Here is a 25,296-nt window from a genome sequence, read left to right on the forward strand (position 1 = left end):
ACAGAGAAGCCCGCTAATACTTGTTAGAGTTTTCTCTGTTTATTGCCAATTTTCTACGCTTTTATGATATAATTATGAACAAGCATAAATCGAAAGAGGAGAATTTCTTTATGAAACTGCAAAAATTACTTAGCTACGTGCGTCGTGCCGTAGATGATTACAATATGATTGATGAGGGTGACAAGATTGCCATTGGGGTTTCCGGTGGGAAAGATAGTATCTGCTTGTTGCTAGCCTTAAAGCACTTACAACGGTTTTATCCCAAGCATTTTGAGATAGAGGCGATTACCGTTTCCCTAGGGCTTCCTGGAGCAGTGTATGATGATATTCAGGAATTGTGTGACAAAATAGGTGTGCACTATACCGTTGTAAAAACGGATATTGGTCAAATTGTTTTCCATGAAAGAAAAGAGCCCAATCCATGCTCTCTATGTGCCAAAATGCGCAAAGGTGCATTAAATGATGCAGCGGAGAAACTGGGCTGTAATAAGGTGGCATTAGGGCATAATAAGGATGATGTGGTGGAAACTTTTTTTATGTCTTTATTTTATGAAGGCAGAATAAACTGCTTTGCTCCTGTAAGCTATTTGGACAGAAAGAAGCTATATTCCATTCGTCCTTTGATGTATGTTCCGGAAGGGGAGGCAAAGAGCTTTGTTGTGAAGAATCAGATTAACATTGTGAAAAATCCTTGCCTTGCAGATGGAAATACAAAGCGACAGGAAACAAAGGAACTTTTGGTGGAGCTTTCTAAAAACTATGATAATCTTCAGGAAAAAGTATTTGGTGCCATCAAGCGTTCCAATTTAAAGGGATGGAATGGGGAGATATAATCCATGTCGACATATCATGAGAATTTAAAAAATATTGAAACCATACGCTTACGGGAGATTCAAAAAGAGCTGCCACCTTTTCTGGCGGAATTTTTCCGTGGAATTGCTCAAACCACATCAACAAAAACACGCTTAGGATATGCCTATGATTTACGTATCTTCTTTCGCTATCTTTTTGAGGAGCATGGCACCTTGGGGGGAATAGAGCAAGGAAAGCTTACAGTGGAAAGTTTGAATGAAATTACCTCGGATGATATTGATTGCTTTATGGAGTATCTATCTTATTATATCAGGCCTGATTATGAAAATCCTGAAAATGGGGCGGAGCTGCACAACGATGAAAAGGGAAAGTCTCGGAAATTGGCGGCCATTCGTTCCATGTTCAAATATTTTTATAAGAAGAAAAAGGTAGCAGCAAATCCTGCCACAATTGTAGAGACCCCTAAAATTCATGACAAACAAATTGTTCGTCTGGATGTGAATGAAATGGCGGATTTTTTGGATGCTGTGGAATCGGGGGGGAAACTATCCGATCATCAAAAGGCTTATCATGAGCGCTCAAAAAAAAGAGATTTAGCCATAACAACACTACTTTTAGGAACAGGGATGCGCGTTTCTGAATGTGTCGGCATAAATATAAAAGATATAGATTTTAACAACAATGCCATTAAAATTATTCGCAAAGGTGGAAATGAAGTTTTCCTCTATTTCGGAGATGAGGTACAAATGGCACTGCAAGAATATCTGGAAGAGAGAAAGAATGCAATAACAAAAGAAGAAAATGAGGATGCATTGTTTCTATCTTCACAAGGGAAGCGGATTACTGTGCGAGCAGTACAAAATTTAGTGAAAAAATATGCGCTGGGTGTTACAATGAAAAAAATTTCTCCCCATAAATTGCGCAGTACCTTTGGTACCAATCTTTATCAGGAAACAGGGGATATCTATTTGGTGGCTGACACCTTAGGGCATGCTGATGTAAATACGACCAGAAAGCATTATGCGGAAATTGAAGATGAAAGGCGGCGGAAAGCTGCGTCATTTATAAAGCTAAGAAAGGATTGACTCTATGTCGGAACAGAAATTGGATATTCAAAAAATTTCACATATTTTTAAAGAGCATAAAGCAGAACCCATATTTAAGCTTCAGCGTTATGCAATTTTAGCTTTGATTACTGAAAAAAACGGTGAATTATGTTTTGTTTTGAATAAACGTGCGCCCGGTGTACGCCAACCCGGAGATATCTGCTTTCCCGGTGGGCACCATGAAGTGGATGAAAGATTGGAACAAACAGCATTGAGAGAAACAGAGGAGGAGCTGGGCATCCCTCAAAGTGAGATTTCTATTTTGGGAAAAAGCGATTATATGCTTACCATGTATCGTGGTGTCATTCAGCCTTTTCTGGGTTATGTATGCTATGATGTGTTGCGCAACTCTCAACCAAATCCAGATGAAGTGGCTGAAATTTTCACTGTACCTATTTCCTTTTTCATGGAGACACCACCAGAAATCCATGATATGGTTTGGGAATCGGTAAAGCTGGATAACTTTCCGTATCACCGCATTCAAGGTGGGCAGGAGTATCCTTTTAGTAAATGCTACATTCCTGAGCTTTTTTATGAATATAAGGGGCATACCATTTGGGGTTTTACCGCTCAAGTGATTCAGAATATTGTTGTTCTTTTAAATGAAAAATAAAAGCTTCGTAAAAACAAGTTTAAGCAAAAAAATAAGCCCTATTGTTTGGCAAAATAAGCCTTACAATAGGAGCTTTTTTATTTTGTTTCTTTTCCCTTGAATTTTTGCTTACGCACTTTATCTTCCACTGCTTTAGATGCTTCTCTTTCTGCTTTTGATTCCAACATTTCAGTGATGTCCTCTGGCAGTTCTAGGGTAATGCGTCCAAGCTTGCCACCTCTAAATTCATCTAACAGAATTTTTGCGGTACGCGCCAAATCAGGTTCGCCACCTTTCAGTTTAAAGCTTCTTGCTTCTGCAATTTGCCTGAGTATCTCATGAGGTTCCGTAGCTGTATCAAAGGCAATTTGATAGCGTTTTCTGATGGCATCTGCATTGCGCAAAAGGAGATGGTCAATAAAGGATATGGCTAAGGTTTCTGCATCCAAGATATCATCATTAATTGCACCGGTAAAGGCAAGCTTTAAGCCTACTTCTTGATCCTCAAATTTTGGCCATAAAATACCGGGTGTATCTAATAGCTCAAAATCTTTTTTCAGTTTAATCCACTGCTTTCCTCGTGTTACACCGGGTTTATCTCCCGTTTTCGTCATTGCTTTTCCCACATATTTATTTATGAATGTAGATTTTCCAACATTGGGAATACCTGCAATCATACTGCGAATGGGCACATTAATACGACCTCTTGCCTTCAATTTTTCTATTTTTTCTTGCATCAGGCTTCTTGCTGCATCGGTAACTTGATTCATTCCTGTTCCTTTCAGGGAATTCATTTGAATCACACGAAAGCCTTGCTTTTCAAAATAATCAGTCCAAATTGCAGTGGCTCTGTCGTCAGCTAAGTCACATTTATTTAAAAGAATAATACGATGCTTATTTTTTGCCAATGTGTCCAAATCGGGGTTTTTGCTGCTATAGGGGATGCGGGCATCCACCAGCTCAATCACGATATCTACCAGTGAAATGGTTTCTTCCATCATACGACGTGTTTTGGTCATATGTCCAGGGTACCATTGAATATTCATAATTATTTGTTCCTTCCTTTAAGAAATCGGTCCGAATCCGTCAAAGGGATATAAACGGAAGATGACCTTTCCGTATAAATTCTTTTTTGCAATTGGCCCGATGGATTCCCGTCGACTGTCCGAGCTGGCGTTTCGGTTATCACCCATTACAAAATAGCTTCCCTCAGGCACGGTGAAGGGATAATCAATATCGCCTTGCGTCATAATTGGTTCATTGATATAGGGCTCTTCTATCAGTTCATCATTGATATAAAGATAGTATTCTACATTTTCGCTATCTCCATTCCAAACAAGATTGATAACATCTCCGGGCAAACCAATCACACGCTTGATTATTTTTTCCTTTTGACCATCGGAGTTTAGCTGACAAATCACAATTTCTCCCTTTTTGGGGGATGTTATAGAAGTAGCTAGTTTATTGACAAATACCAAATCTCCATGATGAAAGTTTGGTTCCATGGAGGAACCCTTTACATAAACCGTACCCAGTACAAAGGTGCGAAGCACAAAGACCAAAGCCAGTAAAAAAAGCAATTGCATCCAAAAGGGATACTCTTTTTTCTTTTTTTCTGTTATTTGTTTTTGCTCTCCTAAGGTGCTTTGTTCCTCTTGATCCATCTGTTGTCTCCTCCTGACATGTGTGCATTTAAGCGTAAAAATCAAACCTTGAAACTGTGTTTGAGCAGTATTCATCCGTGTTTTTTTCGTAGGCGACAAATAGCTTTGTCGCCTACGAAAAAAACCTCGATGAAACAGTTCCACCGAGGTAAATTTTTTATCTGAGTACTTCTTTTACTTTTGCTGCTTTGCCAACTTTGTCTCTCAAGTAGAAAAGTTTAGCACGTCTAACGATACCGCGTCTTACAACCTCGATATGGTCAATTCTAGGGGAGTGCAAAGGCCATGTTCTTTCTACGCCAATGCCGGAAGCAATACGTCTTACTGTAAAAGTTTCTCTGATGCCGCCGCCCTGTCTTTTAATTACAACGCCTTCAAACATCTGAAGTCTTTCTCTGGTGCCTTCTACAACCTTCGCAAAAACACGAATTGTATCACCAACATTAAAAGGAGTTACTTCGCTTTTCAGCTGTTCTTTTTCCAGTTCTCTAATAATATCCATTTCATTTCCTCCTTCCTACAAAGATGTTCTTGATGCCATCCCTTTGATGCATCATTGGACCATCCGTAATCACAATTCAGAATTATAACATAATCCAAAAGGGTGTGCAAGCATTTTCAAGCTTTTTATCCCATATTTGAAAATTTTTCATATGTATTATACCCAAATACTGCAGATAGCAATACAAGGAGGTAGTGTTGCCATGGAAAAGGCAGTTGTGAGCATAACCATTTTCGAGGAAGTTTCAACGCCAACGCCATAACGACCCACAACCATAGGGACGATGGCGGCAGAGGGCAAAGCCAAGGAAAGGAAATAAACAGCCTTCAACAAAGGTTGAAGGGGAATGAAATAAATAAAAATAAAAGCCAAAATGGGCATGATAATCATTTTGGAAAGGCTGGCCTCTAGAGATTTTTTATCCTTCAACAGTAATTTAAGTCCACTATTCCCTGTTAATGCACCTATGTAAATTAGCGATAGGGGGGTGGAAATGACCCCCAAAGATTTGATAAATTCTTGAACGAAATCCGGGATATACGTCATCAGTCCGATAACGGAGGCAAAAAGACCCAGCAAAATGGAGGATATATTTGGGTTGATTGCACCCTTGAGTAAGGTGCGAAGCATTGTTCCCAAACCTTCTCCCTTAATTCCTTTAATAATATATAACCCTATACTCCAAACATAAAGATTTAACCCTAAAACGCTGGCAGACATATACACAACGGCTTCTTCTCCAAAAAACATCAAGGCAATGGGAAAGCCGATAAAGGCATTATTTACTGAAGCACCGGTAACCTCAAGCATATTCAGAAGTTCTTCCTGAAATCCTCGTAAGCGGTAGTATTGCCGAAGAATTCGCCCAAAAAGGAGCATACTGATAAATTGCAGTGCCACCATGAGTGCAAAATTTGAAAGCATATTATTTTCTACTTTCGTATTGGCTAAGGTGGTGAACAACATCGCCGGAATGGTAAAAAAGAGCACGATGTTTCCTATGCCGATGGTCATCTCTCCATTTAAAAACTTTTTGCTGCTGCAGATATAACCCACGGCCATTAAACCAAATAACACAAAAAATTGACCAAACATAATTTTCTCCTTTGTACTTGATGGTGTGAATATAACACCCCATATGTTTTAAGTAGCTTGCCTAAGTTTTTAAATGCTTTATTCATTATTTTACATTCATTTTTATGATAACAAAAATCCTACCAAATATCAAGGAATACAAAAATTCAGATAGCAATCTAGTAATTTTATCAGAACGATTTAGGTATATAAAATATTATTAAATATAATATAAATTTGTTAAAAAAAATACAAATTTTTGAAAAAACCTTCCAATTGATTCAAATTAATGGTATTTTATATGTATTAGAGTGGAGATGTTTTCGTATGCTTGTATGAGAGGGCGCATAGTTTGCGTAATAATGATATAGAGGTGATTACCTTGTCCCAGTTTACAAAAAAGGCAATTCGAGAGAATTTTTTAAATCTTCTTTTGAAAAAATCCTTTGATAAAATTACGGTGAAAGATATTGTTGAGGCATGTGAAATTAACCGCAATACTTTTTACTATTACTATAAGGATATTTATGATTTAATGGGAGATATTTTTCGTACGGAAACAAATAAGGTTTTAGAGGAGCAAGAGAGAGGCGGCAGTTGTTATGAAGAGTTTCAACGCATAGCTGCCTTTATTACAAGTTATAGGGCATCCATTATTCATATTTACCATTCCAAGAGCCGAGAGGTTTTTATAGGGCATTTGGATACGGTTTCAGAAATTATTTTGCAAAACTATATTGAGCAGTTACGGGTGGATGAGGAAATAACACCGGAGAATAAAAAATTTGTATGTGACTACTATCGTTTTTCGGTGGTGGGCATGATTATCAATTGGATCAAAAGCGGCATGGAGGAAGACTCTCAGATTTTTATTAAAAAAATGTCTGATATTTTTGAAAATACCGTGGAGACTGCATTGAAAAGCATTACATAATAACAAAAAGGAAAATTATGTATAGACAAAGTTGGAGAAGTGCCTAAAAACTGTGCACTTCTCTTTTTTTATCCATACTAATCCCCATGGTACAACGGTAAACTGAAATGAGCGGATACTGGGGGGTGTAGTCTTGAATTCAATGAGCAAAATAAAAATCATATCTTGTATACCGGCTCTTTTATACCTTTTGTTTGGAGTCTGCCTTTTCTTTTTTGGACAAAGAATACCGTTGAATTTCTTATATACCTTTTTAGGTGCAGTTTTTATTGTATATGGAGTTATTAAATTTTTTTGTTTTTTTAGTAAGGATATGTATCAGCTGGCGTTTCAGTTTGATTTTGCTATGGGGATTTTTTATCTTGTGATAGGTATCCTATTTTATTGTTTTAAACGAGAAGTGCAGAATAATTTCTTGAGTATTATAGGCTTTACTGTTTTCATAGATGCTGTTCTAAAAATTCAGACCTCCCTGGAAGCAAAAAGGTTTGGGATGGATAAATGGTGGGCAATTCTCATACTGGCGGGATTAACCGCATTGGCGGCACTGCTTTTTGTTGTTCCTCCTATGGAAAGGCTACAAAAATATGGTTTAATATATATTTTTAATTTTATGCATGCTATGGGTTTAATCTTTTTTTTAGAGGGCTGCTTAAACCTCTGGGTTGTGCTTTATACAGTGAAAGAAGTACCCTAAGGGGATGGGGTTTTTTCATCAAAAAATTGTCAGTTTGGTAATAAAATCATAAAGGGGAGGAATTACCATGGGAACATTTTCACACAAAGCGGGCAAGATGGCGTTCAGTACTGCCATTCATAAGGTATTGAATTGTCCAGAGGAGGAACGGGAAAAAATGATTCTTAAACTCCTTAACCTTGCTGAGAATTATATGTCTGGGGAGAAATTTGATGTAAATTTTGATGATTTTAGAGAACTGGTTTGTGATAAGAACGCAGCACTGTATGGATACATAAATAGACTGTTTGATGAGGTTCACCCGAATGTGCTTAAAACAACGGCAATGAATTTGGTTTTTGAATCGTTTTTTTACAGCACCAAAACTACCCGAAAAATGCGGGAAAAACATCAGTGTAATGTGCCTTGGGTAATTCTTATGGATCCAACCAGTGCTTGTAATTTGCACTGCACCGGATGCTGGGCCGCTGAGTATGGAAACAAGCTAAACCTTTCTTTTGAGGAAATGGATGGCGTGATTGAGCAAGGAAAGGCTTTGGGAATTTATTTTTATATGCTGACGGGAGGCGAGCCGCTGGTTAGAAAGGCTGATATTATTCGTCTATGCAAAAAGCATCACGACTGTGTCTTTCTAGCATATACCAACGGAACATTGGTTGACGAGGCACTTTGTAAGGATATGCAAAAGGTGGGTAATTTCTATCTTGCCCTTAGTTTAGAAGGATTTGGAGAAGTAAATGACTTACGCAGGGGTGCCGGTGTTTATGAAAAAGTTATGCATGCTATGGATTTACTTAAGAAGCATGGGTTAATTTTTGGCACTTCCATCTGCTACACATCCAAGAACGTAGAGACTGTTGTGAGTGAGGAGTTTGTGGATTTATTGGTTCAAAAGGGAAATAGATATGCATTTTATTTCCACTATATGCCTGTAGGTAATGATGCCGCAGTAGAGCTACTACCTAGCCCACAGCAGCGTGAATATATGTATCACCGTGTGCGAGAAATTAGAAATATGCGCCATGGAAAAGGGATCTTTGCCATGGATTTTCAAAACGATGGAGAGTATGTTGGTGGCTGTATTGCCGGTGGGAGGAACTATTTTCATATCAATGCCAATGGCGATGCGGAGCCTTGCGTATTTATCCATTATTCCAACGCCAACATTCGCACCCATACCTTGCTGGAAATATTAAAACAGCCTTTATTTATGGCTTACAGGGAGAATCAACCCTTTAATAAAAATCATTTAAAGCCTTGTCCTATGCTTGAGAATCCAGAGTTTTTGGAAAGAATCGTTCGGGAAACGGGTGCCAAATCTACGGACCTGCAATCTCCGGAATCTCCCGAGCATCTTTGCGCAAAATGTCATGAATATGCAAAAAACTGGACACCTTGTGCGGAGCAGCTTTGGGAGGAAAATCCTCATGTTGCTCCAAGTTATGATAACTATAAAACAGAGAACCCTGAACAATCAGAAAAGAATCAGTTTGTTTCCTAACCCCTAGAAGTGCAGCTAAAAAATCTACTGCATAATCCCCCGATTATAAACGGTTGAAAAACTTTTTACTGCATTTCATAGGTTTTTGGAAGTACCGTCTCTTAAAAAGGCGGTACTTCCCATTTTTTTGTCATTTAATGCATTGAATAGAATAAGGGTAAAAAAGAAAGGGGGTCGACAGCATCGACCTCCTTTTATTTTTAATAATGAATAACCGTTTCCACTTTATAGCCTTCCAACACATTACGACCCTTTAAAAAGCCCAATTCGATGAGGAAGTTCAAAGAAACCACTTCGGCACCTACACCTTCAACCATATCCACAATGGCTTTGGCCGTGCCTCCTGTTGCCAAAAGGTCATCTACAATCACTACCTTTTGTCCGGGTTTCACAGCATCCTTATGCATTTCAATGGTAGCTGTTCCGTATTCCAGAGAATAGTCTTTGCTGACAACCTCTGCGGGAAGCTTGCCTTTTTTTCGGATGGGGATAAATCCCTTTTTTAAATTATAAGCAATTGGCATACCGAAAATAAAGCCTCTGGATTCTGGCCCTAAAACCAAATCAAATTCCAATCCTTCCAGCTTTTTCTGCATCTGATCTACTGCATCTACCAAACCCTCTGCATCCTTTAGCAGAGTGGTGATATCCCGAAACATAACACCTTGTTCAGGGTAATCGGGAATAGATCTGATTTTATCCTTCAATTCCATTTGATGCTCCTCCTCATTTTGAAAGCCTAAAGTCTTTTATCATTAACTGCACGGAATTTCTGCCGTTATATGTATTGATTTCTATGCTATATGCAAAATCAAGTGTATGGCCTATTTTCCCACAACTCAGTATTTTATCACATTTTTCGTCAGGATACAATTCTTTTAATAAACACAGCATTTGGGAATAACCATCAAAAGATAAGGCTTGCAGGCGCACTCCGCTGGTCTTTTCAGATAATGTCATACGCAGAATATCTTTATTCTTCCCAATAAGATCCAGCCTTTCCACAAAGATATTTTTAGAAGCAAACAAGGGAGAAGGGTTTTCCTTTCCAAAGGGTGCTAAGGCTCTTATTTGTTTTGCCAATTCCATATCGATTTCAGAGAATTTCAGTTGTTTTTCCAAACGCAATGCAGGGGTCATTTGTTCCTCTGTTAATTCACATGTAGTATTCAGCCTATCTTTAAGCAATGGGATATTTTCTTTGGGTAGGGATAATCCCGCAGCCATGGCATGGCCACCAAAACGGGTGAACAATTCTTTGCATTGATAGAGGGATTGGAATAGGTGATACCCCTCAATGCTTCTTCCCGAACCCTTTGCACCATCTTCGGCAGCGGTGATTAAAACTACCGGACGATAATAGCATTCCTTTAGCCTACCTGCCACAATGCCCGCTATGCTTTCGTGGGTTTCTTCGTCAAATAAAATAAGAACCTTTTCTTTAAATAGACTATCTTTGACAATTCGCTCCATTGCCCGTTCTGTTGCTTGCGCGGTTAGAGATTTTCGCTCTTCATTTAAGGAAATTAAGGTTTTGGCTATTTCCTTTGCTTTTTCGGCATCATCTTCGCAGAATAATTCTACCGCCTTTCTACCGCTTTCCAATCGGCCTGTGGCGTTGATGCATGGACCAATCATAAAACCAAGATGGTACTCGTTGATTGTTTTATCAGAAATTCCTGTTTCTTCAATTAAAGATTGCAAGCCTATATTTTGAGTTTTAGGGATTTCTGCAAGACCACAGCGGACTAAAATTCTGTTTTCATCCAGTAAATCAACAATATCACAAACGGTAGCAATGGCGGCAAAGCTCAGAAATTCCTTTTCCAGCAGTTCATCTTTGATATCAAAAGCCTGTAATAAATGCAATGCGAATTTATAAGAAATTCCTCCGGCACAAAGCATAGGGAAGGGATAGTTGCAGTCCCTTTGTTTTGGGTCGATGATTGCATCTGCAATGGGGAGAATGTCTTTTTCTATGCCATCTTCAGTTGTAAAGCCCGGTTCATGATGGTCCAAAATAACAATGGTCATCCCCAGTTCCTTTGCTCTTTTCACCTCAGCCAAGGCGGCGATGCCATTATCGCAAGTAAAAAGAACACTGATCCCTTCTTGTGCCAAGGTTTCTATGGCGGCTAGATTTAATCCATAGCCTTCTTTTTGTCTGTGGGGAACATAATAAACGGCGGTACCGCCACATCTTAAAATTGCACGATAAAGAATTGTGGTGCTCATAACGCCATCTACGTCATAGTCTCCGTAAACAGCGATTTTTTTATTCTCCCGAATGCTCTTTGCAATTAATTCTATGCCTAAACTGAAATCCTTCATGAGAATAGGATTTCGAAGATCTTCTATGGTTCCATATATAAAGCTTTTAGACTGCTGCCGCTCTGCCAGACCTCGGTTTGCCAATACACAGGCAACAGCTTCCTTTATGCCTAATTCTTTTGCCATTATTGATGTGTCTATTTTTGATCTTTTCAGTAGCCAACGTTTCATCCTATTATTCCTCCAATTTTGTTAGTATATCATAAAAGAGGAGAAAAGGTGAATAGGGCAGAAGAAAGACTTGCTCTATATAATAGACAATATTCCAGGATGGGAAACCAATAATACATTTAATTTTTTATTGAAATCAAAAGAAAAATGAAATGAATACTATTTTTTTTTAATAAAAAAGACTATAATGTTAGCATACAAAGAAGGGGAGAATGCATATGAAACGATGGATAGCAGGAATATTGATAGCAGTGATGTGCCTTGGGACGGGGTGTGGGAATAAGACACAGCAAGAGACACCACCAGCGCAAGCCGTTAAAACTGCTGAGGAAATCAAGGATGAAGCCATTCAGGAAAAGATGGAAGAAATGACCTTAGAAGAAAAGCTTGGTCAGCTATTCATGGTCGATTTTAGAAATAATGAGGACGGAAGCGGAATGACGGTATTGAGCCAATCAGCCGCAGAACAAATAAAACAATATCATGTGGGTGGCGTAATTTTATTTGCGGAAAATCTTGATACCCTAGAGCAGACGCAGAAGCTGACTAAGGATATGCAAGATGCCGCAGAAATTCCCTTATTCATTGGCATTGATGAAGAGGGCGGCAGGGTCTCTCGTTTGAATAAGAGTAATATTCCCCATGAAACCATTCCTTCCGCAGGAGAGATGACAGAACCGGCACAGGCGGAGGCGGCAGGAAAATCAATTGGGGAGGTCTTAGCAAAAATAGGTGTGAATGTGGATTTTGCCCCTGTTGCAGATGTGAACACAAACCCTGATAATCCTGTTATTGGAACGCGGGCTTATTCAAATGAGCCTAATCAGGCAGGAGAAATGGTTTGCGCATTTCTCAAAGGCTTACAGGGTACAGGGGTCAGTGGTGCAGTCAAACATTTTCCGGGCCATGGCGATACTGCCACAGATAGTCATAAAGGGGAGGTATTTGTTTCCCATGATTTGGAAAGACTGAAAGAAGTTGAGTTTGTTCCTTTTGAAAAGGCCATTGCATCGGGGGTTGATTTTGTCATGGTAGGGCATATTAAAACACCGAATGCAACTTCAGATAATCTTCCTGCAACCCTTTCATCCCAAGCTGTGGGATTTTTGAGAAAAGACTTGGGTTACAATGGTGTTGCCATAACTGATGCCATGAATATGCAGGCGATTTCCGATTATTATGGTGTTGGGGAATCGGCGTTGATGGTAATTTCTGCTGGCATCGATATTGTGTTAATGCCGGCGGACTTAGGTGAAGCATATAAAGCTTTACTGAACGGAGTTCAGGATGGGCGCATTCAGGAAGCACAAGTGGATGAAAGCCTGAAGAGAATTTTAAGCTTGAAGTATGACAAGGGCTTACTGTAATTTAGAGAAATTCCTTGAAAATATAGGCATGAGAAGTTATAATCAATTTTACAGGTTTTTTCGACATTTATGTAAAAAAATGACAGTGTCATTAAAAATAAGGAGGTGATGGACATGGCAACAGCAGACCAATTATTCCAAGAGCTACTGGAGCGGATTAAACAGTATCATCCGTCTAAGGATTTCAGTATGCTCGAAAGGGCGTATGCGCTGGCAGCAGATGCCCACAAGGAACAAAAAAGAAAATCAGGCGAGCCATATGTCATCCATCCCTTAAAAGTGGCATATATCTTAGCGGAGCTTGAATTGGACATGGAATCCATCGTGGCGGGAATTCTCCACGATGTGATTGAAGATACCAATTACAGCCATGATGATATCGCCAAGTTATTTAGTGAAGAAGTTGCTTCTTTGGTTGATGGTGTTACCAAGCTGGGTAAGCTTTCTTATACAACCAAGGAAGAAATTCAAGCGGAAAATTACCGCAAAATGTTCCTTGCTATGGCCAAGGATATCCGTGTTATTTTGATTAAGCTGGCAGACAGACTTCATAATATGCGTACGCTGAATTATATGACACCGGAAAAGCAGCATGAAAAAGCCCAAGAGACCTTGGATATTTATGCACCTTTAGCCCATAGACTGGGTATTTCCAAAATCCGTACGGAAATGGAGGATCTTTGCTTTAAATATTTGAACCCGGAAGCTTATTTTGATTTAGCGGCAAAGATTGAGAAAAAACGGGTGGAGCGGGAAGCCTTTGTACAAAACATTGTCACTGAGGTTAAAACAAAAATGGACGAAGCCGGAATTTCCGGTAAAATAGAAGGCAGAAGCAAGCATTTTTTCAGTATCTATAAAAAGATGGTGAACCAGAATAAGACGCTGGATCAAATATATGATTTGTTTGCTGTGCGTGCCATTGTAGACAGTATTAAGGATTGTTATGCTGTTTTGGGAATTGTGCATACCATGTATACCCCCATGCTGGGGCGGTTTAAAGATTACATTGCCATGCCTAAGCCCAATATGTATCAGTCCTTGCATAACACCCTAATTGGCCCTAACGGACAGCCTTTTGAGATTCAGATTCGTACTTGGGACATGCATCGTACCAGTGAATACGGTATTGCTGCCCATTGGAAATATAAAGAGGGTAAAACGGGAGACGCCAGCGAAAAGACAGAGGAAGAAAAGCTTGTTTGGCTACGCCAAATTTTGGAGTGGCAAAGGGATATGTCCGATAATAAGGAATACCTGGATACCATAAAGCTGGATCTAAATGTATTTACCACTCAGGTATATGCGTTTACACCACAAGGCCGTGTGGTGCAGCTGCCAAAAGATTCTACACCCATTGACTTTGCTTATATGATTCATTCTGCCGTTGGGAACAAAATGGTAGGGGCTCGGGTAAATAACCGTATGGTTACCATCGATTATAATATTCAAAATGGCGATATTGTAGAGATTATGACCTCCCAAAATTCAAGGGGGCCTAGCCGAGATTGGCTTACATTGGTAAAAAGCTCTCAAGCTAGATCGAAAATCAAGCAATGGTTTAAAAAGGAAGAAAAGGAAGATAACATTCTTCGTGGAAAAGAAATGCTTATCAGCGATATGAAGAAAAAGGGCTATTTGTCCAATGACCTTCTGCGTCCCGAGTGGATGGAGCTGATTATGGATAAATACGACTTCAAAAACTGGGATTCCATTATGGCTGCTATCGGTTATGGTGGTATTAAGGAAGGGCAGGTAGTCAACCGCCTGATTGATGAGTATTTAAAAGAGAAACGAAAAAAACAAACGGCAGAGGAAATCTTGCAGGATTTTGAAAAAACCGTTGACCAAAAGCCCATACCCAAGAAGAAAAAAAGCAAAAGCGGTATTGTGGTTGAGGGAATTGGGGATGTTGCAGTGCGTTTTTCAAAATGTTGCAGCCCAGTACCCGGAGATGAGATCATCGGTTTTGTTACAAGAGGCCGTGGCGTTACCATTCATCGAACAGACTGTGTCAATATTATGAATTTAAGCGATGATGAAAGAGGCCGTTTAATCAATGCGGAGTGGGATGCTCACTATACCCACGGGGATGTTTTGAGTGCAGCTTATTGGGCTGAAATTCGAGTGATTGCCAACGACAGAACGGGGCTTTTGTTTGAAATTAGCAGGCTGCTGGCGGATGAGGATGTTGCGGTGAAGGGCTTTAATATCCGCACCACCAAAGATATGCTGGCGATCTTCAACATTACGCTGGAGATTAGAACAAAGGATCAGTTGATACGAATTACAAAACGGATTAAAGGCGTAAAAGATGTTATAGATATTGAACGTGTGACAGGATAAAAATAGGAGGAGCTTATGCGTGGTGTATTGCAAAGAGTGACAAGTGCCAGTGTTACGGTGGATGGCCAGGTAATCGGTGAAATTGGAAAGGGCATTATGGTGCTTTTCGGTATGCTGGGAACTGATGATGAAAAGACCATGGAATATATGCTGGATAAGGTGGTAAACCTTCGAATTTTTGAAGATGATAACGGGAAAATGAACCTTTCTCTTTTGGATATTGATGGTGAGCTGTTAATTGTTCCGAATTTTACCCTTTATGGTGATTCCAGAAAGGGCAGAAGACCCGGTTATTCCAGCGGAGCGGCGCCGGATGTAGCTGCAGGGCTGTTTGAAAGATTGTGTGAAAAAGCCAAGGCAATGCCTATCAAAAAAGTTGCAACAGGTCAGTTTCAGGCAGATATGAAGGTAGCCTTGGTAAATGATGGCCCTGTTACACTACTTTTGGATAGCGAAAAATTATTTTAAAGCAAAGGGAATTACGAATGATACACTATATTCTTCAGGGACATGAACTGCAAAATGATGTACAGACAATGATTCAGGTTTTTTATCCAAACCTTCATTATATCCGAACGGAGGAAGCTGCCTCTTTAGGCTTATCCGTTCTCAGTTGTATGGAAAATGGCATTGCTTCGGCAATGCTTTATCGTGATGGGGAAAAGGTGCATGAATGGTCTTTACCATATGGGGAAGACACATCAGAAAAGGAAGAAAAGCGACTAGTAAAGCTTACAATTTATGAGCTTCTAAAGAGAGAAACAGGTTTGCGTCCCCAATGGGGCTTACTTACAGGGGTGCGCCCCGCAAAAATTATCAGCGGGCTTTTGGCAGAAGGGAAAAGCGATGAATTTGCCTTAGAATACTTGACAAAGGATTACCTGGTAATGGAGCACAAGGCAAGACTTGCCCTAACCGTTGCCAAGGCAGAGCAAAAGCTTTTGGGTAGAAACAAGCCCAACGATATCAGTCTGTATATTGGTATTCCTTTTTGCCCAACCAGATGCTTATATTGCTCCTTTACTGCATATCCCTTGGCGCAGTATAAAGATAGGGTAGATGAATATTTGGATGCTATGTTTCGAGAATTGGAATTCTTGGCTGAGTATGGTAAGGACTTTGAACTGAAGAATATTTACATCGGTGGAGGTACACCCACTTCTTTATCGGAACTGCAATTGGAGCGGCTTTTGAGAAAGGTGGCAGAGCTATTTCATACAGAGGATATGGAATATACCGTGGAAGCGGGACGTCCCGATACCATCACTAAGGAAAAACTGCGGTTGATGAAGGAATATGGTGTAAACCGTATCTCCATTAATCCTCAAACCATGAATGAGGAAACCTTAAAGCGAATTGGAAGAAAGCATTCTGTAGAAGATATTCGCCGGGTTTTTCATGAAGCCCGAGAGTTGGGACATGAAAATATCAATATGGATTTGATTTTAGGCTTACCAGGGGAGGAACCCCTAGATGTGGAACAAACCATGAAGGAAATTTTAGCATTGGCTCCAGATAATATTACGGTGCATACGTTGGCGGTAAAACGGGCATCTCGTTTGAAGGAGGAATTTGACAAGCATACCTTATCAACGGCAGAGTCTCTGGAAAAAATGCTTGCCATAGCTGCGGAATATGCAGAAAAAATGGGCATGGAGCCTTATTATATGTATCGTCAGAAAAATATGGTTGGGAATTTTGAAAACGTTGGTTACTGCCATCCCGGTAAAGAGGGTGTATACAACGTTCAAATTATGGAGGAAAAACAAACGGTTTTGGCGGCGGGGGCAGGAGCAAGCACAAAAACTGTGGACCCTGTTACGGATAAAATTGAGCGAGTTTTTAACGTCAAGAGTGTTGAGGATTATATCGCAAGGATTGACGAAATGATTGCAAGAAAGGAACAGGGATTACCTAAAGGAGGATGGAAATGATTCAGTTGGTGAAAGGCACAAAGGATATTTATGCCGCAGAGGTAACTGCTTGGCAGGAAATCGAAAATAAAATGAGACGGCTTTGCCATACCTTTGGAATTGGCGAAATCAGAACACCCATTATTGAATTTACAGAGCTTTTTGTGCGTGGCGTTGGTGAAACTACAGATATTGTGCAAAAGGAGATGTATACCTTTACAGATGATGGAGATCGCTCCTTAACGTTGCGTCCTGAGGGTACAGCAGGTGTTGCTCGTGCGTATATTGAGCACGGGATGCACAATCAGGCACAGCCAACAAAACTGTATTATATTTCCCCTACCTTCCGCTGCGAAAATACCCAGGCGGGTCGTCAGCGTCAGTTTCACCAATTTGGCGTAGAAATGCTGGGTTCCTACAGTCCTGCTCAGGATGCAGAATCCATTTCGGTAGCTGCTGCTTTATTGGAGGAGATGGGCATTGAAGGTGTTGAGCTGCGGATAAACAGCTTGGGTTGCCCGGATTGCCGAAGCCGCTACAACAAAACCCTACGGGATTTTATTGGACAGAATTTGGATAAGCTTTGTCCTACTTGCAAGGAGCGTTTTGAAAAGAACCCTTTGCGGGTTTTGGATTGTAAGGAAGAAAGATGTAAAGAAATTATTGCAAATGCACCCTCTGTTCTAGAATGTCTGGATGAGGAATGCACCGAACATTTCCAAAAGGTACAAGATATTTTGACTGAGATGGGCATTGCTTTTACCATTGACCCCAAAATTGTCCGTGGTTTAGACTACTACACCAGAACAGTGTTTGAATTTGTTTCTGATGGGCTTACTGTTTGCGGTGGTGGTCGTTATGATAAACTGATTGAAGAATGCGGCGGAAAGCCGACGGGTGCTGTTGGGTTTGGATTGGGTATTGAGCGGTTGGTTATGATTTTAGAAAAGCAAAAGGGTGAAATTACGGAAGTACCCAAAAGAGATGTATTTATTGGTTCCATGGGAGATAAGGGTTTTGTGAAGGCCCAAGGAATTGCTTTGGCTCTGAGAAAAGCCGGTATTTCTGCAGATTGCGATACTGTTGAGAGAAGCGTAAAAGCGCAGATGAAATATGCCAATAAAATTGGTGCAAGATACTCCTTAGTTATTGGTGACAGTGAATTGGAAAATGATACAGTGGAATTGAAAGAAATGGAAACCGGTGAAAAGACAACGGTCACTCTGTCAGAATTGTCTCAAGTTTTAGCAGAGAAGTGCAAATAATGTGAATCAGGTTATAAAATGATTCTGTATTATGCATAAAAATAGAGTAATAAACACAAATATATAGATAAAAAAGCGTCTCTTAATTTCTTGGAGGCGCTTTTCTATGCAATAATTGTATGGTTGGTTATATTTATTTGAAATGCCTTGTATTTCTGATAGGAAAGTGATAGCATAATATGATAAATGGCGGGACATGTATCTAATTAAATGCATGGAATTTTAGAATTGATAGATTCAAGGAGGAAGTAAATTGAAGATTGTTATTGTAGGGGATGGCAAGGTTGGTAGTACCATTGCCAATCAGCTTTCTCTAGAAGGACATGATGTAATAGTGATAGATAATAATGCGGCGGTATTGACGAATTCCGGTAACACCATGGATATTTTCTGTATTGAAGGAAATGGTGCAACAGCATCGGTTTTAAAAGAGGCAGGTATTCAGCAAACAGATGTGTTAATTGCGGCTACTTCGGCGGACGAGGTGAACATGCTTTGTTGCTTATTGGGCAAAAAGCTTGGCGCAAAAAATACTATTGCTCGTGTTCGTAATCCTGAGTATTTTCAGCAGATGAATCTAATTAAAGAGGAATTGGGTTTAAGTATGGCGGTAAACCCTGAATTAGCGGCAGCAACAGAAATTTCCAGACTGCTCAGATTCCCTTCGGCAATCAAAATAGAACCTTTTGCCCGTGGGAAAGTAGAGATGGTTGAGTTAAAAATACCTGTGCATAGTCCATTAGATGGTATGCCCCTTTGGGCAATCTACAAAGAGTTTCAGGTAAAGATACTGATTTGTGCTGTGCAGCGTGATGAGCAGATTATTATCCCCGGGGGCGAGTTTGTGCTAAAGGCGGGAGATAAAATTAATATTACCGCTTCTCATTTAGAAATCGCCAACTTCTTCCGTGCCATTGGCGTTTTCCGTACTGGTGTGAAATCTGTTATGATCGTTGGTGGGGGAAGAATTGCGTATTATCTGGCAAAGGAGTTAAGCTCAATCCATGTAAAGGTAAAGATTATTGAAAAAGATTTGAAACGCTGTGAGTATCTTTGCGAGGTTTTGCCGGAATCTGTTATCATTCATGGTGATGGAACGGAAAAAGAGCTTTTGCATGAAGAAGGCTTAGAAAAAACCGATGCATTTGTAACTTTAACTGGAATGGATGAAGAGAATATTATTGTTGCTTTATATGCCAAGGAAAAGAAGGTTTCAAAGGTCATTGCAAAAGTAAATAAAATTTCTTTCTATGAAATTATGGATAGCTTAAATATTGACAGTTTTATTTCACCTAAAACAATTGCTGCACAAAATATCGTTCGATATGTGCGTGCAATGAAGAATTCTATGAGTGACAATAACGTTGTAACCTTGCATACCATGATAAATGATCAGGTTGAAGCGGTTGAATTTAAGGTTAGAGAGGATTCTTCCATTGTTGGAATTCCTTTGAAAAATTTCCAAAGAAGAGATGGGCTTATTGTGGCTGCAATTATTAGAGGGCCACAAATAATCATCCCCAACGGAAATGACAAGATTGAGAAAGGTGATAATGTTGTTGTGGTTACGACAAAAAAACACCTCTCTGATTTAAATGAAATTAAAAAATAAAACGGAGAATAGATATGAATTATCATATGATGGCCTATATATTAGGCAATATCTTGAGGGTTGAGGGGTTATTTTTATGTGCCCCTGCATTGATTGCCATATTTTATGGTGAAAGGAAAGCACTGATAGCCTTTCTTCTTACCATTGGCATTGCATTGCTCGTTGGTACAATTTTTGTAAAAGCCGAGCCCAAAGACAAGAAGATTTATGGGCGGGAGGGCTTTGTAATCGTTGCCCTTGCATGGATTATAATGTCTATTTTTGGTGCAATGCCCTTTTATTTTAGCGGTGCCATTGATGGTGTTGTTAATTGCTTTTTCGAAACAGTATCAGGGTTTACAACAACAGGAGCATCCATTTTAAAGGATATTGAAAGCTTGCCTATGAGTATTTTATTCTGGAGAAGCTTTACCCACTGGATTGGGGGTATGGGAATTCTGGTTTTCATGCTGGCCATAATGCCAGCAGTGGACGAGCGGTCCATGCACTTAATGCGTGCGGAAGCACCGGGGCCGGTAGTGAGTAAGCTGGTGCCTAAGGTGAAGGCTACAGCAAAGCTGTTATATGGCATTTATATTGTGCTGACTCTTTTGCAGATTGTATTATTGTTTGTAGGAGGCATGCCTTTGTTTGACAGTATTGTGAATTCATTCTCAACAGCGGGGACTGGTGGCTTTTCCATTAGAAATGCCAGCATTGCAGCATATAACAGGCCTTATTTTGAGTATATCATAACGATATTTATGTTTTTGTTCAGCTTAAATTTCAATTTATATCACTTTCTTTTGATTAAGGATACCAAAAATGTCTTTAAAAACGAGGAGCTAAAATATTATCTTTTCATTATTTTAGGTTCCATAGGAATTATAACAGTAAATATTCTGAGTTTATATCCAACCGTAGAAAGTGCTTTTCGACATGCGGCTTTTCAAGTTCTATCCATAATTAGTACTTCCGGCTTTGCAACGGCAAATTATGATTTATGGCCGGAGCTTTCCAAATCTCTACTTATGATTTTAATTATTGTTGGTGCATGTGGGGGTTCTACCGGCGGTGGAATTAAGGTTTCTCGTTTAATTATCCTGCTTAAGATGGCAGGTCGGGAAATACGCCATATTGTGCATCCTAGGTCAATCAATATTATCAAATTGGATGATCATAAGGTGGATGAGGAAATTGTGCGTGGTGTAACAGGATTTATTATTGTGTATTTGTTTATCACTTTTGGGTCATTTTTATTAATTTCTCTAAATAATTTTGACTTTACAACTTCCATGACTTCAGTGTTGACCTGCGTGGGCAATGTTGGGCCGGGGCTGGGAATGGTAGGTCCCGTTGAAAATTACAGTTTTTTTTCGGATTTTTCCAAGCTTGTGCTTTGCCTTGACATGTTGCTTGGCAGATTGGAAATTTTCCCGATTATTATGTTATTTGCGCCATCGGTTTGGCGAAGAAGTTATATGTAAATGTGTGTAAAAAGAAAAGCAGCCATTAGGCTGCTTTTCTTTTTAAGGGGTGTGTGTGTTATCTATATAAACCGATTAAGGGTAGCTAACCTTTTGGAAATTCATTGCTGAATTTTTCCAATCATTTGGAAGGGGCCCGCGGTTACTCGGGGAAGCAACCGTGGGCAGAAGTAAAAGGGGGCGTCCTTTTCACTTCTCCTAAAGTTTACAATATAAATATGTATAATCTATGAATGGAACCTTAAGCTACGCTTAAGGAATTTTAAAAATATCTATAGAAAAAATAATATTATATTGAATTATAGAAGTTTTATTTCATAAGATAAGATTTTTTCAATAAATGAAAGAAAGTTTTGCCTTTAAGAATAAGGAAATTCTAAAAGGAATACGGCTTGTATTCTTAAAAGATGTTTATATGGTTGTTTTTCACAGATTATGATATACTGATGAGCAAGTGAGAATTTTAGAAGAAAGGAAAGATGAAATGAAAGATTCTGAGGAAAATCAAAAAACTACATTAAAAACGGAGTTCTTTTTTCAGATTGGTTTCCTTGTATTTGTACTGCTAGGGGCGTTTATAAAACAGATATCATGGGTTTTTTGGATAATGGCGTGCATTTGTGCTTTGTGCTGGGTAGTTTTTGTGCAAAAGGAAAAAGCCAAGGAAGAGAAAGAAAAAAAGGATGAGAAAGAAGCACCTTGAATTCCTCGAATTTCTTTGACTTAGCAGTCTTTTATATGATATAATCGGTAGGATTTTAACGGAAAAATAAGTGGAATTTTTGTAATATAAATTTGTTGGCGAGAGATTTTTAGTAAATCAGGATTATGGGGTCTTGTGGAATGTTTTCAAGCAATAAGCAAGATGCCTGTGGAACAGGACTGTTTTCATGGGTTTACAGCCAACGATTATTATTTTTTCTACATGTAAATTTACAATTTAGGAGGGAAATTCATGTCCGACAGACAAAAGAATATCCGAAATTTTTGTATCGTGGCACATATTGACCATGGCAAATCCACTTTGGCGGACAGACTGATTCAAAAAACAGGCCTGCTTACTGACAGAGAAATGCAGGAGCAGGTTTTGGATAATATGGATTTGGAGAGAGAAAGAGGCATTACCATTAAATCTCAGGCGGTGCGTCTTGTCTATCGTGCAAGTGATGGTGAAGAGTATGAATTTAATTTAATTGATACGCCGGGACACGTAGACTTTAACTATGAGGTTTCCAGAAGTTTGGCAGCTTGCGAGGGTGCCATTTTAATTGTTGATGCTGCACAGGGCATTGAAGCCCAAACATTGGCAAATGTATATCTGGCACTGGATAACAATTTGGAGATATTACCTGTTATCAATAAGATAGATCTGCCTAGTGCAAACCCTGCTTGGGCAAAGCAAGAAATTGAGGACATCATTGGCATACCCGCTCTGGATGCCCCTGAAATTTCTGCAAAAAACGGAATAAACATTGAGACTGTTTTGGAACGTGTAATTACTGACATTCCTGCGCCAAATGGAGACCCAGAAGCACCCTTAAAGGCATTGATTTTTGACTCGGTTTACGATCAATACAGAGGTGTTATTGTTTTAATGCGTGTGTTTGATGGGACTGTGCGCAAGGGAAGCAAGGTTCGCATGATGGCCACAGGCAAGGAGTTTGACGTAATTGAGGTTGGTATTTTTGGCCCAGGACGATATATTCCTACAGAAGAATTGAAAGCCGGTATGGTAGGTTATTTTACTGCCAGTATAAAAAACGTTGCGGATACACGGGTTGGTGATACGGTAACGGAATCACATCGACCTACGGCTGAAGCGTTGCATGGCTATAAAAAGGTAAACCCAATGGTATATTGCGGTTTATTCCCTGTGGATGGCGCGAAATACCCTGATTTGAGAGATGCTTTGGAAAAATTACAACTAAATGATGCAGCGTTATTTTTTGAGCCTGAAACATCTATTGCTTTAGGTTTTGGTTATCGTTGTGGTTTCTTAGGATTGTTGCATTTGGAAATTGTTCAGGAAAGATTGGAAAGAGAATATAATCTTGACTTAGTGACAACAGCGCCTAGTGTTATTTATAAGGTGTATCTGACAGATGGGACGAGCTTTGACCTCTCAAACCCCAGCAATATGCCAGATCCGGCTCGTATTGAGAAAATGGAGGAACCCATTGTAAAAGCAGAAATTATGCTGCCTAAGGATTATATAGGGGCCATTATGGAGCTTTGTCAACAAAGACGTGGCGAGTACATCAGTATGGAATACCTGGATGATACCAGAGCTACACTGACTTATGAAATGCCTTTGAATGAGATTATTTATGATTTCTTTGATGTTTTGAAATCCAGAAGCCGAGGCTATGCTTCTTTTGATTATTCTTTAATAGGATATCGAGAAAGTGAATTGGTAAAGCTGGATATTATGGTAAACAGAGAAGCGGTGGATGCCCTTTCTTTCATTGTGCATAAAGATTCTGCTGTGGATCGAGGCAGAAGAATGTGTGAAAAGCTGAAAAAGGAAATTCCCAGACATCAGTTTGAAATTCCCATTCAGGCGGCAATCGGCAGTAAAATTATTGCCAGAGAAACCATTAGTGCCCTGCGTAAGGACGTTTTGGCGAAATGCTATGGCGGTGATATCAGCCGTAAGAAAAAGCTGCTTGAGAAGCAGAAAGAGGGCAAGAAGCGTATGCGTCAGATTGGCAGCGTAGAGGTGCCTCAGCAGGCGTTTATGAGTGTATTAAAGCTAGAAGAAGAATAACATTGCTTACACATAGAGGTGTCATTGCAAATTGCATTGGCGCCTTTTTTTTCTGATTTTCCTGTTTCCTTATTTATTATGGGTAATGGCCTCAAAATTTTTGGGCAAATTTATAGACCCGAATCAAATCCGGGTCTATAAATTTCAATATATTTGGGGATAAAATGATAAAAGGAGTTTTTTATGATTTAACCGGCTTTTTGCTCTAGACGCAATCTGTCGGCAATCAACGCAATAAATTCGCTGTTGGTAGGCTTGCCTTTGTGGTTATTTACAGTATAACCGAAAAGGGCATCAATGGCATCAACTTTGCCTCGGTTCCAAGCCACTTCTATAGCATGGCGAATTGCACGCTCTACACGAGAGGGTGTAGTGTTACACTTCTTTGCAATAGAAGGATACAGCTCTTTTGTGATGTAATTTAATACATCCATATCGTTTACGCTCATAATAATAGCTTCTCTCATATAATGATAGCCACGAATATGAGCAGGAACACCAATTTCATGTAGAATGTTCGTTACCTTTGTTTCCAAATCATAAGCTACATTAGGTTGTGTTTGACTAAAGGAGGGGATTCCACTTTTAATCATGGGTCTTTCTTGCAACAGCTGTCTGATTCGCTGTGTTAGTGCATCCATATCAAAGGGCTTTACCATATAGTAAGAAACACCCAAATCCATAGCTTTTTGAACCACCTTGTCCTGAGACAAAGCTGAAAGAATGATTGTTACAGGCTGATGGATATCACTGTTTTTTTGCAGTCTTTCCAAAACGCCGATTCCGTCCAGACGAGGCATGATACCATCAATAATTGCAACGTCCGGTTCTGTATCTCTAATTTTGTTCATGGCGTCTATGCCATCTACGGCAACTGCGACAACAGTCATGTCATCCTGTTTACTCAGATGATTTGCGATTAAATCACAAAAATCCTTATTATCATCGGCTAACAGCACTTTTATTTTATTTTGATTCAAAATGATCCCTCCGATTGTTGTTTGATGAATGAATATGCAAATATTACTTGCTTTTGGAATGATTATAGTACAGGAATTTTCTGGTGACAAGGTGTTTTCGCCAGACAAATTCAGACCGAAAATTTAACAATATTGTAAAAAATCCCACTGTTTGCACTGGGGAATATTGCCCGTGCTGATTTCTGGGGATTCGTG

General features: G+C 39.5%; 22 protein-coding genes. 15 read left to right on the forward strand and 7 right to left on the reverse strand.

Translation table 11 applies throughout. The features are described from left to right. The first annotated feature begins 110 nt into the window (after positions 1–110). From NE558_RS13140 to NE558_RS13150, 3 genes are read left to right on the forward strand one after another with little or no spacing between them, the layout of a single operon-like run. Positions 111–833: a tRNA lysidine(34) synthetase gene (locus NE558_RS13140; RefSeq protein WP_256150592.1), complete on the forward strand. Its 723-nt coding sequence runs from the start codon at positions 111–113 to the stop codon at positions 831–833. 3 nt (positions 834–836) lie between these two features. Beyond that, positions 837–1,898 (forward strand): tyrosine-type recombinase/integrase, encoded by a 1,062-nt coding sequence (locus NE558_RS13145; protein ID WP_256150593.1) that lies wholly within the window; start codon positions 837–839, stop codon positions 1,896–1,898. 4 nt (positions 1,899–1,902) lie between these two features. After that, complete coding sequence (locus NE558_RS13150; protein WP_256150594.1) at positions 1,903–2,532, forward strand: NUDIX hydrolase; 630 nt, start codon at positions 1,903–1,905, stop codon at positions 2,530–2,532. Positions 2,533–2,609: 77 nt separating this feature from the next. On the opposite strand, the gene ylqF is transcribed toward NE558_RS13150, so the two are convergent. The 4 genes from ylqF to NE558_RS13170 all read right to left on the reverse strand — a co-directional run bounded on the left by ylqF (position 2,610) and on the right by NE558_RS13170 (position 5,772). Then, positions 2,610–3,557, reverse strand: coding sequence for a ribosome biogenesis GTPase YlqF (gene ylqF / locus NE558_RS13155; protein WP_256150595.1), 948 nt, complete (start codon positions 3,555–3,557; stop codon positions 2,610–2,612). 18 nt (positions 3,558–3,575) lie between these two features. Continuing rightward, a complete protein-coding gene (gene lepB, locus NE558_RS13160) occupies positions 3,576–4,175 on the reverse strand; it encodes a signal peptidase I (RefSeq protein ID WP_256150597.1) in 600 nt (199 codons plus the stop codon). A gap of 157 nt (positions 4,176–4,332) precedes the next feature. Next, a complete protein-coding gene (gene rplS / locus NE558_RS13165; protein WP_066047339.1) occupies positions 4,333–4,677 on the reverse strand; it encodes a 50S ribosomal protein L19 in 345 nt (114 codons plus the stop codon). A gap of 156 nt (positions 4,678–4,833) precedes the next feature. Then, on the reverse strand, positions 4,834–5,772 hold the full coding sequence (locus tag NE558_RS13170) for an AEC family transporter (protein ID WP_256150598.1): 939 nt from the start codon (positions 5,770–5,772) through the stop codon (positions 4,834–4,836). 331 nt (positions 5,773–6,103) lie between these two features. Between NE558_RS13170 and NE558_RS13175 the strand changes: the two genes are divergently transcribed. The 3 genes from NE558_RS13175 (at position 6,104) to NE558_RS13185 (ending at position 8,883) form a co-directional block, all read left to right on the forward strand. After that, on the forward strand, positions 6,104–6,685 hold the full coding sequence (locus NE558_RS13175) for a TetR-like C-terminal domain-containing protein (protein WP_256150599.1): 582 nt from the start codon (positions 6,104–6,106) through the stop codon (positions 6,683–6,685). 142 nt (positions 6,686–6,827) lie between these two features. Continuing rightward, positions 6,828–7,382, forward strand: a complete 555-nt coding sequence (locus NE558_RS13180) for a DUF308 domain-containing protein (protein WP_256150659.1) — start codon at positions 6,828–6,830, stop codon at positions 7,380–7,382. Positions 7,383–7,449: 67 nt separating this feature from the next. Continuing rightward, on the forward strand, positions 7,450–8,883 hold the full coding sequence (locus tag NE558_RS13185) for a radical SAM protein (RefSeq protein ID WP_256150601.1): 1,434 nt from the start codon (positions 7,450–7,452) through the stop codon (positions 8,881–8,883). 200 nt (positions 8,884–9,083) lie between these two features. Here the strand turns inward: NE558_RS13185 and NE558_RS13190 are convergent, their stop codons facing one another. Beyond that, positions 9,084–9,596, reverse strand: a complete 513-nt coding sequence (locus tag NE558_RS13190) for an adenine phosphoribosyltransferase (protein WP_256150602.1) — start codon at positions 9,594–9,596, stop codon at positions 9,084–9,086. A 13-nt stretch (positions 9,597–9,609) separates the two neighbouring features. Continuing rightward, entirely contained in the window at positions 9,610–11,385 is a 1,776-nt protein-coding gene (recJ, locus tag NE558_RS13195) for a single-stranded-DNA-specific exonuclease RecJ (protein WP_256150603.1), read from the reverse strand. A 218-nt stretch (positions 11,386–11,603) separates the two neighbouring features. Between recJ and NE558_RS13200 the strand changes: the two genes are divergently transcribed. From NE558_RS13200 to lepA, 9 genes are all read left to right on the forward strand, one after another. Next, on the forward strand, positions 11,604–12,752 hold the full coding sequence (locus NE558_RS13200) for a glycoside hydrolase family 3 protein (protein WP_256150604.1): 1,149 nt from the start codon (positions 11,604–11,606) through the stop codon (positions 12,750–12,752). Positions 12,753–12,860: 108 nt separating this feature from the next. Continuing rightward, positions 12,861–15,098 carry a RelA/SpoT family protein gene (locus tag NE558_RS13205; RefSeq protein ID WP_420314600.1) on the forward strand — a complete coding sequence of 746 codons (2,238 nt, stop codon included), beginning with the start codon at positions 12,861–12,863 and terminating at the stop codon, positions 15,096–15,098. 15 nt (positions 15,099–15,113) lie between these two features. Further along, positions 15,114–15,566 carry a D-aminoacyl-tRNA deacylase gene (gene dtd, locus NE558_RS13210; protein WP_256150605.1) on the forward strand — a complete coding sequence of 151 codons (453 nt, stop codon included), beginning with the start codon at positions 15,114–15,116 and terminating at the stop codon, positions 15,564–15,566. 17 nt (positions 15,567–15,583) lie between these two features. Continuing rightward, positions 15,584–17,032 (forward strand): coproporphyrinogen dehydrogenase HemZ, encoded by a 1,449-nt coding sequence (gene hemZ / locus NE558_RS13215; protein WP_256150606.1) that lies wholly within the window; start codon positions 15,584–15,586, stop codon positions 17,030–17,032. Continuing rightward, a complete protein-coding gene (gene hisS, locus NE558_RS13220; protein WP_256150607.1) occupies positions 17,029–18,276 on the forward strand; it encodes a histidine--tRNA ligase in 1,248 nt (415 codons plus the stop codon). Before hemZ ends, hisS begins: the two co-directional genes overlap by 4 nt. 253 nt (positions 18,277–18,529) lie before the next feature. After that, positions 18,530–19,888, forward strand: a complete 1,359-nt coding sequence (gene trkA, locus NE558_RS13225; protein ID WP_256150608.1) for a Trk system potassium transporter TrkA — start codon at positions 18,530–18,532, stop codon at positions 19,886–19,888. Between the two features lie 14 nt (positions 19,889–19,902). Then, positions 19,903–21,354 (forward strand): TrkH family potassium uptake protein, encoded by a 1,452-nt coding sequence (locus NE558_RS13230; RefSeq protein WP_256150609.1) that lies wholly within the window; start codon positions 19,903–19,905, stop codon positions 21,352–21,354. Positions 21,355–21,838: 484 nt separating this feature from the next. Next, positions 21,839–22,057, forward strand: a complete 219-nt coding sequence (locus NE558_RS13235) for a hypothetical protein (RefSeq protein WP_256150610.1) — start codon at positions 21,839–21,841, stop codon at positions 22,055–22,057. A gap of 252 nt (positions 22,058–22,309) precedes the next feature. Then, a complete protein-coding gene (gene lepA, locus NE558_RS13240; RefSeq protein ID WP_256150612.1) occupies positions 22,310–24,121 on the forward strand; it encodes a translation elongation factor 4 in 1,812 nt (603 codons plus the stop codon). Positions 24,122–24,309: 188 nt separating this feature from the next. Here lepA and spo0A read toward each other — a convergent pair whose 3' ends face one another. Further along, the gene (spo0A, locus tag NE558_RS13245) at positions 24,310–25,101 is read right to left on the reverse strand and encodes a sporulation transcription factor Spo0A (protein ID WP_256150613.1); all 792 of its coding nucleotides are present in this window, start codon (positions 25,099–25,101) and stop codon (positions 24,310–24,312) included. Between the last annotated feature and the right edge of the window lie 195 nt (positions 25,102–25,296).

The organism is Anaerotignum propionicum, assembly GCF_024461735.1.
In the GTDB taxonomy this organism is placed as follows: domain Bacteria; phylum Bacillota; class Clostridia; order Lachnospirales; family Anaerotignaceae; genus Chakrabartyella.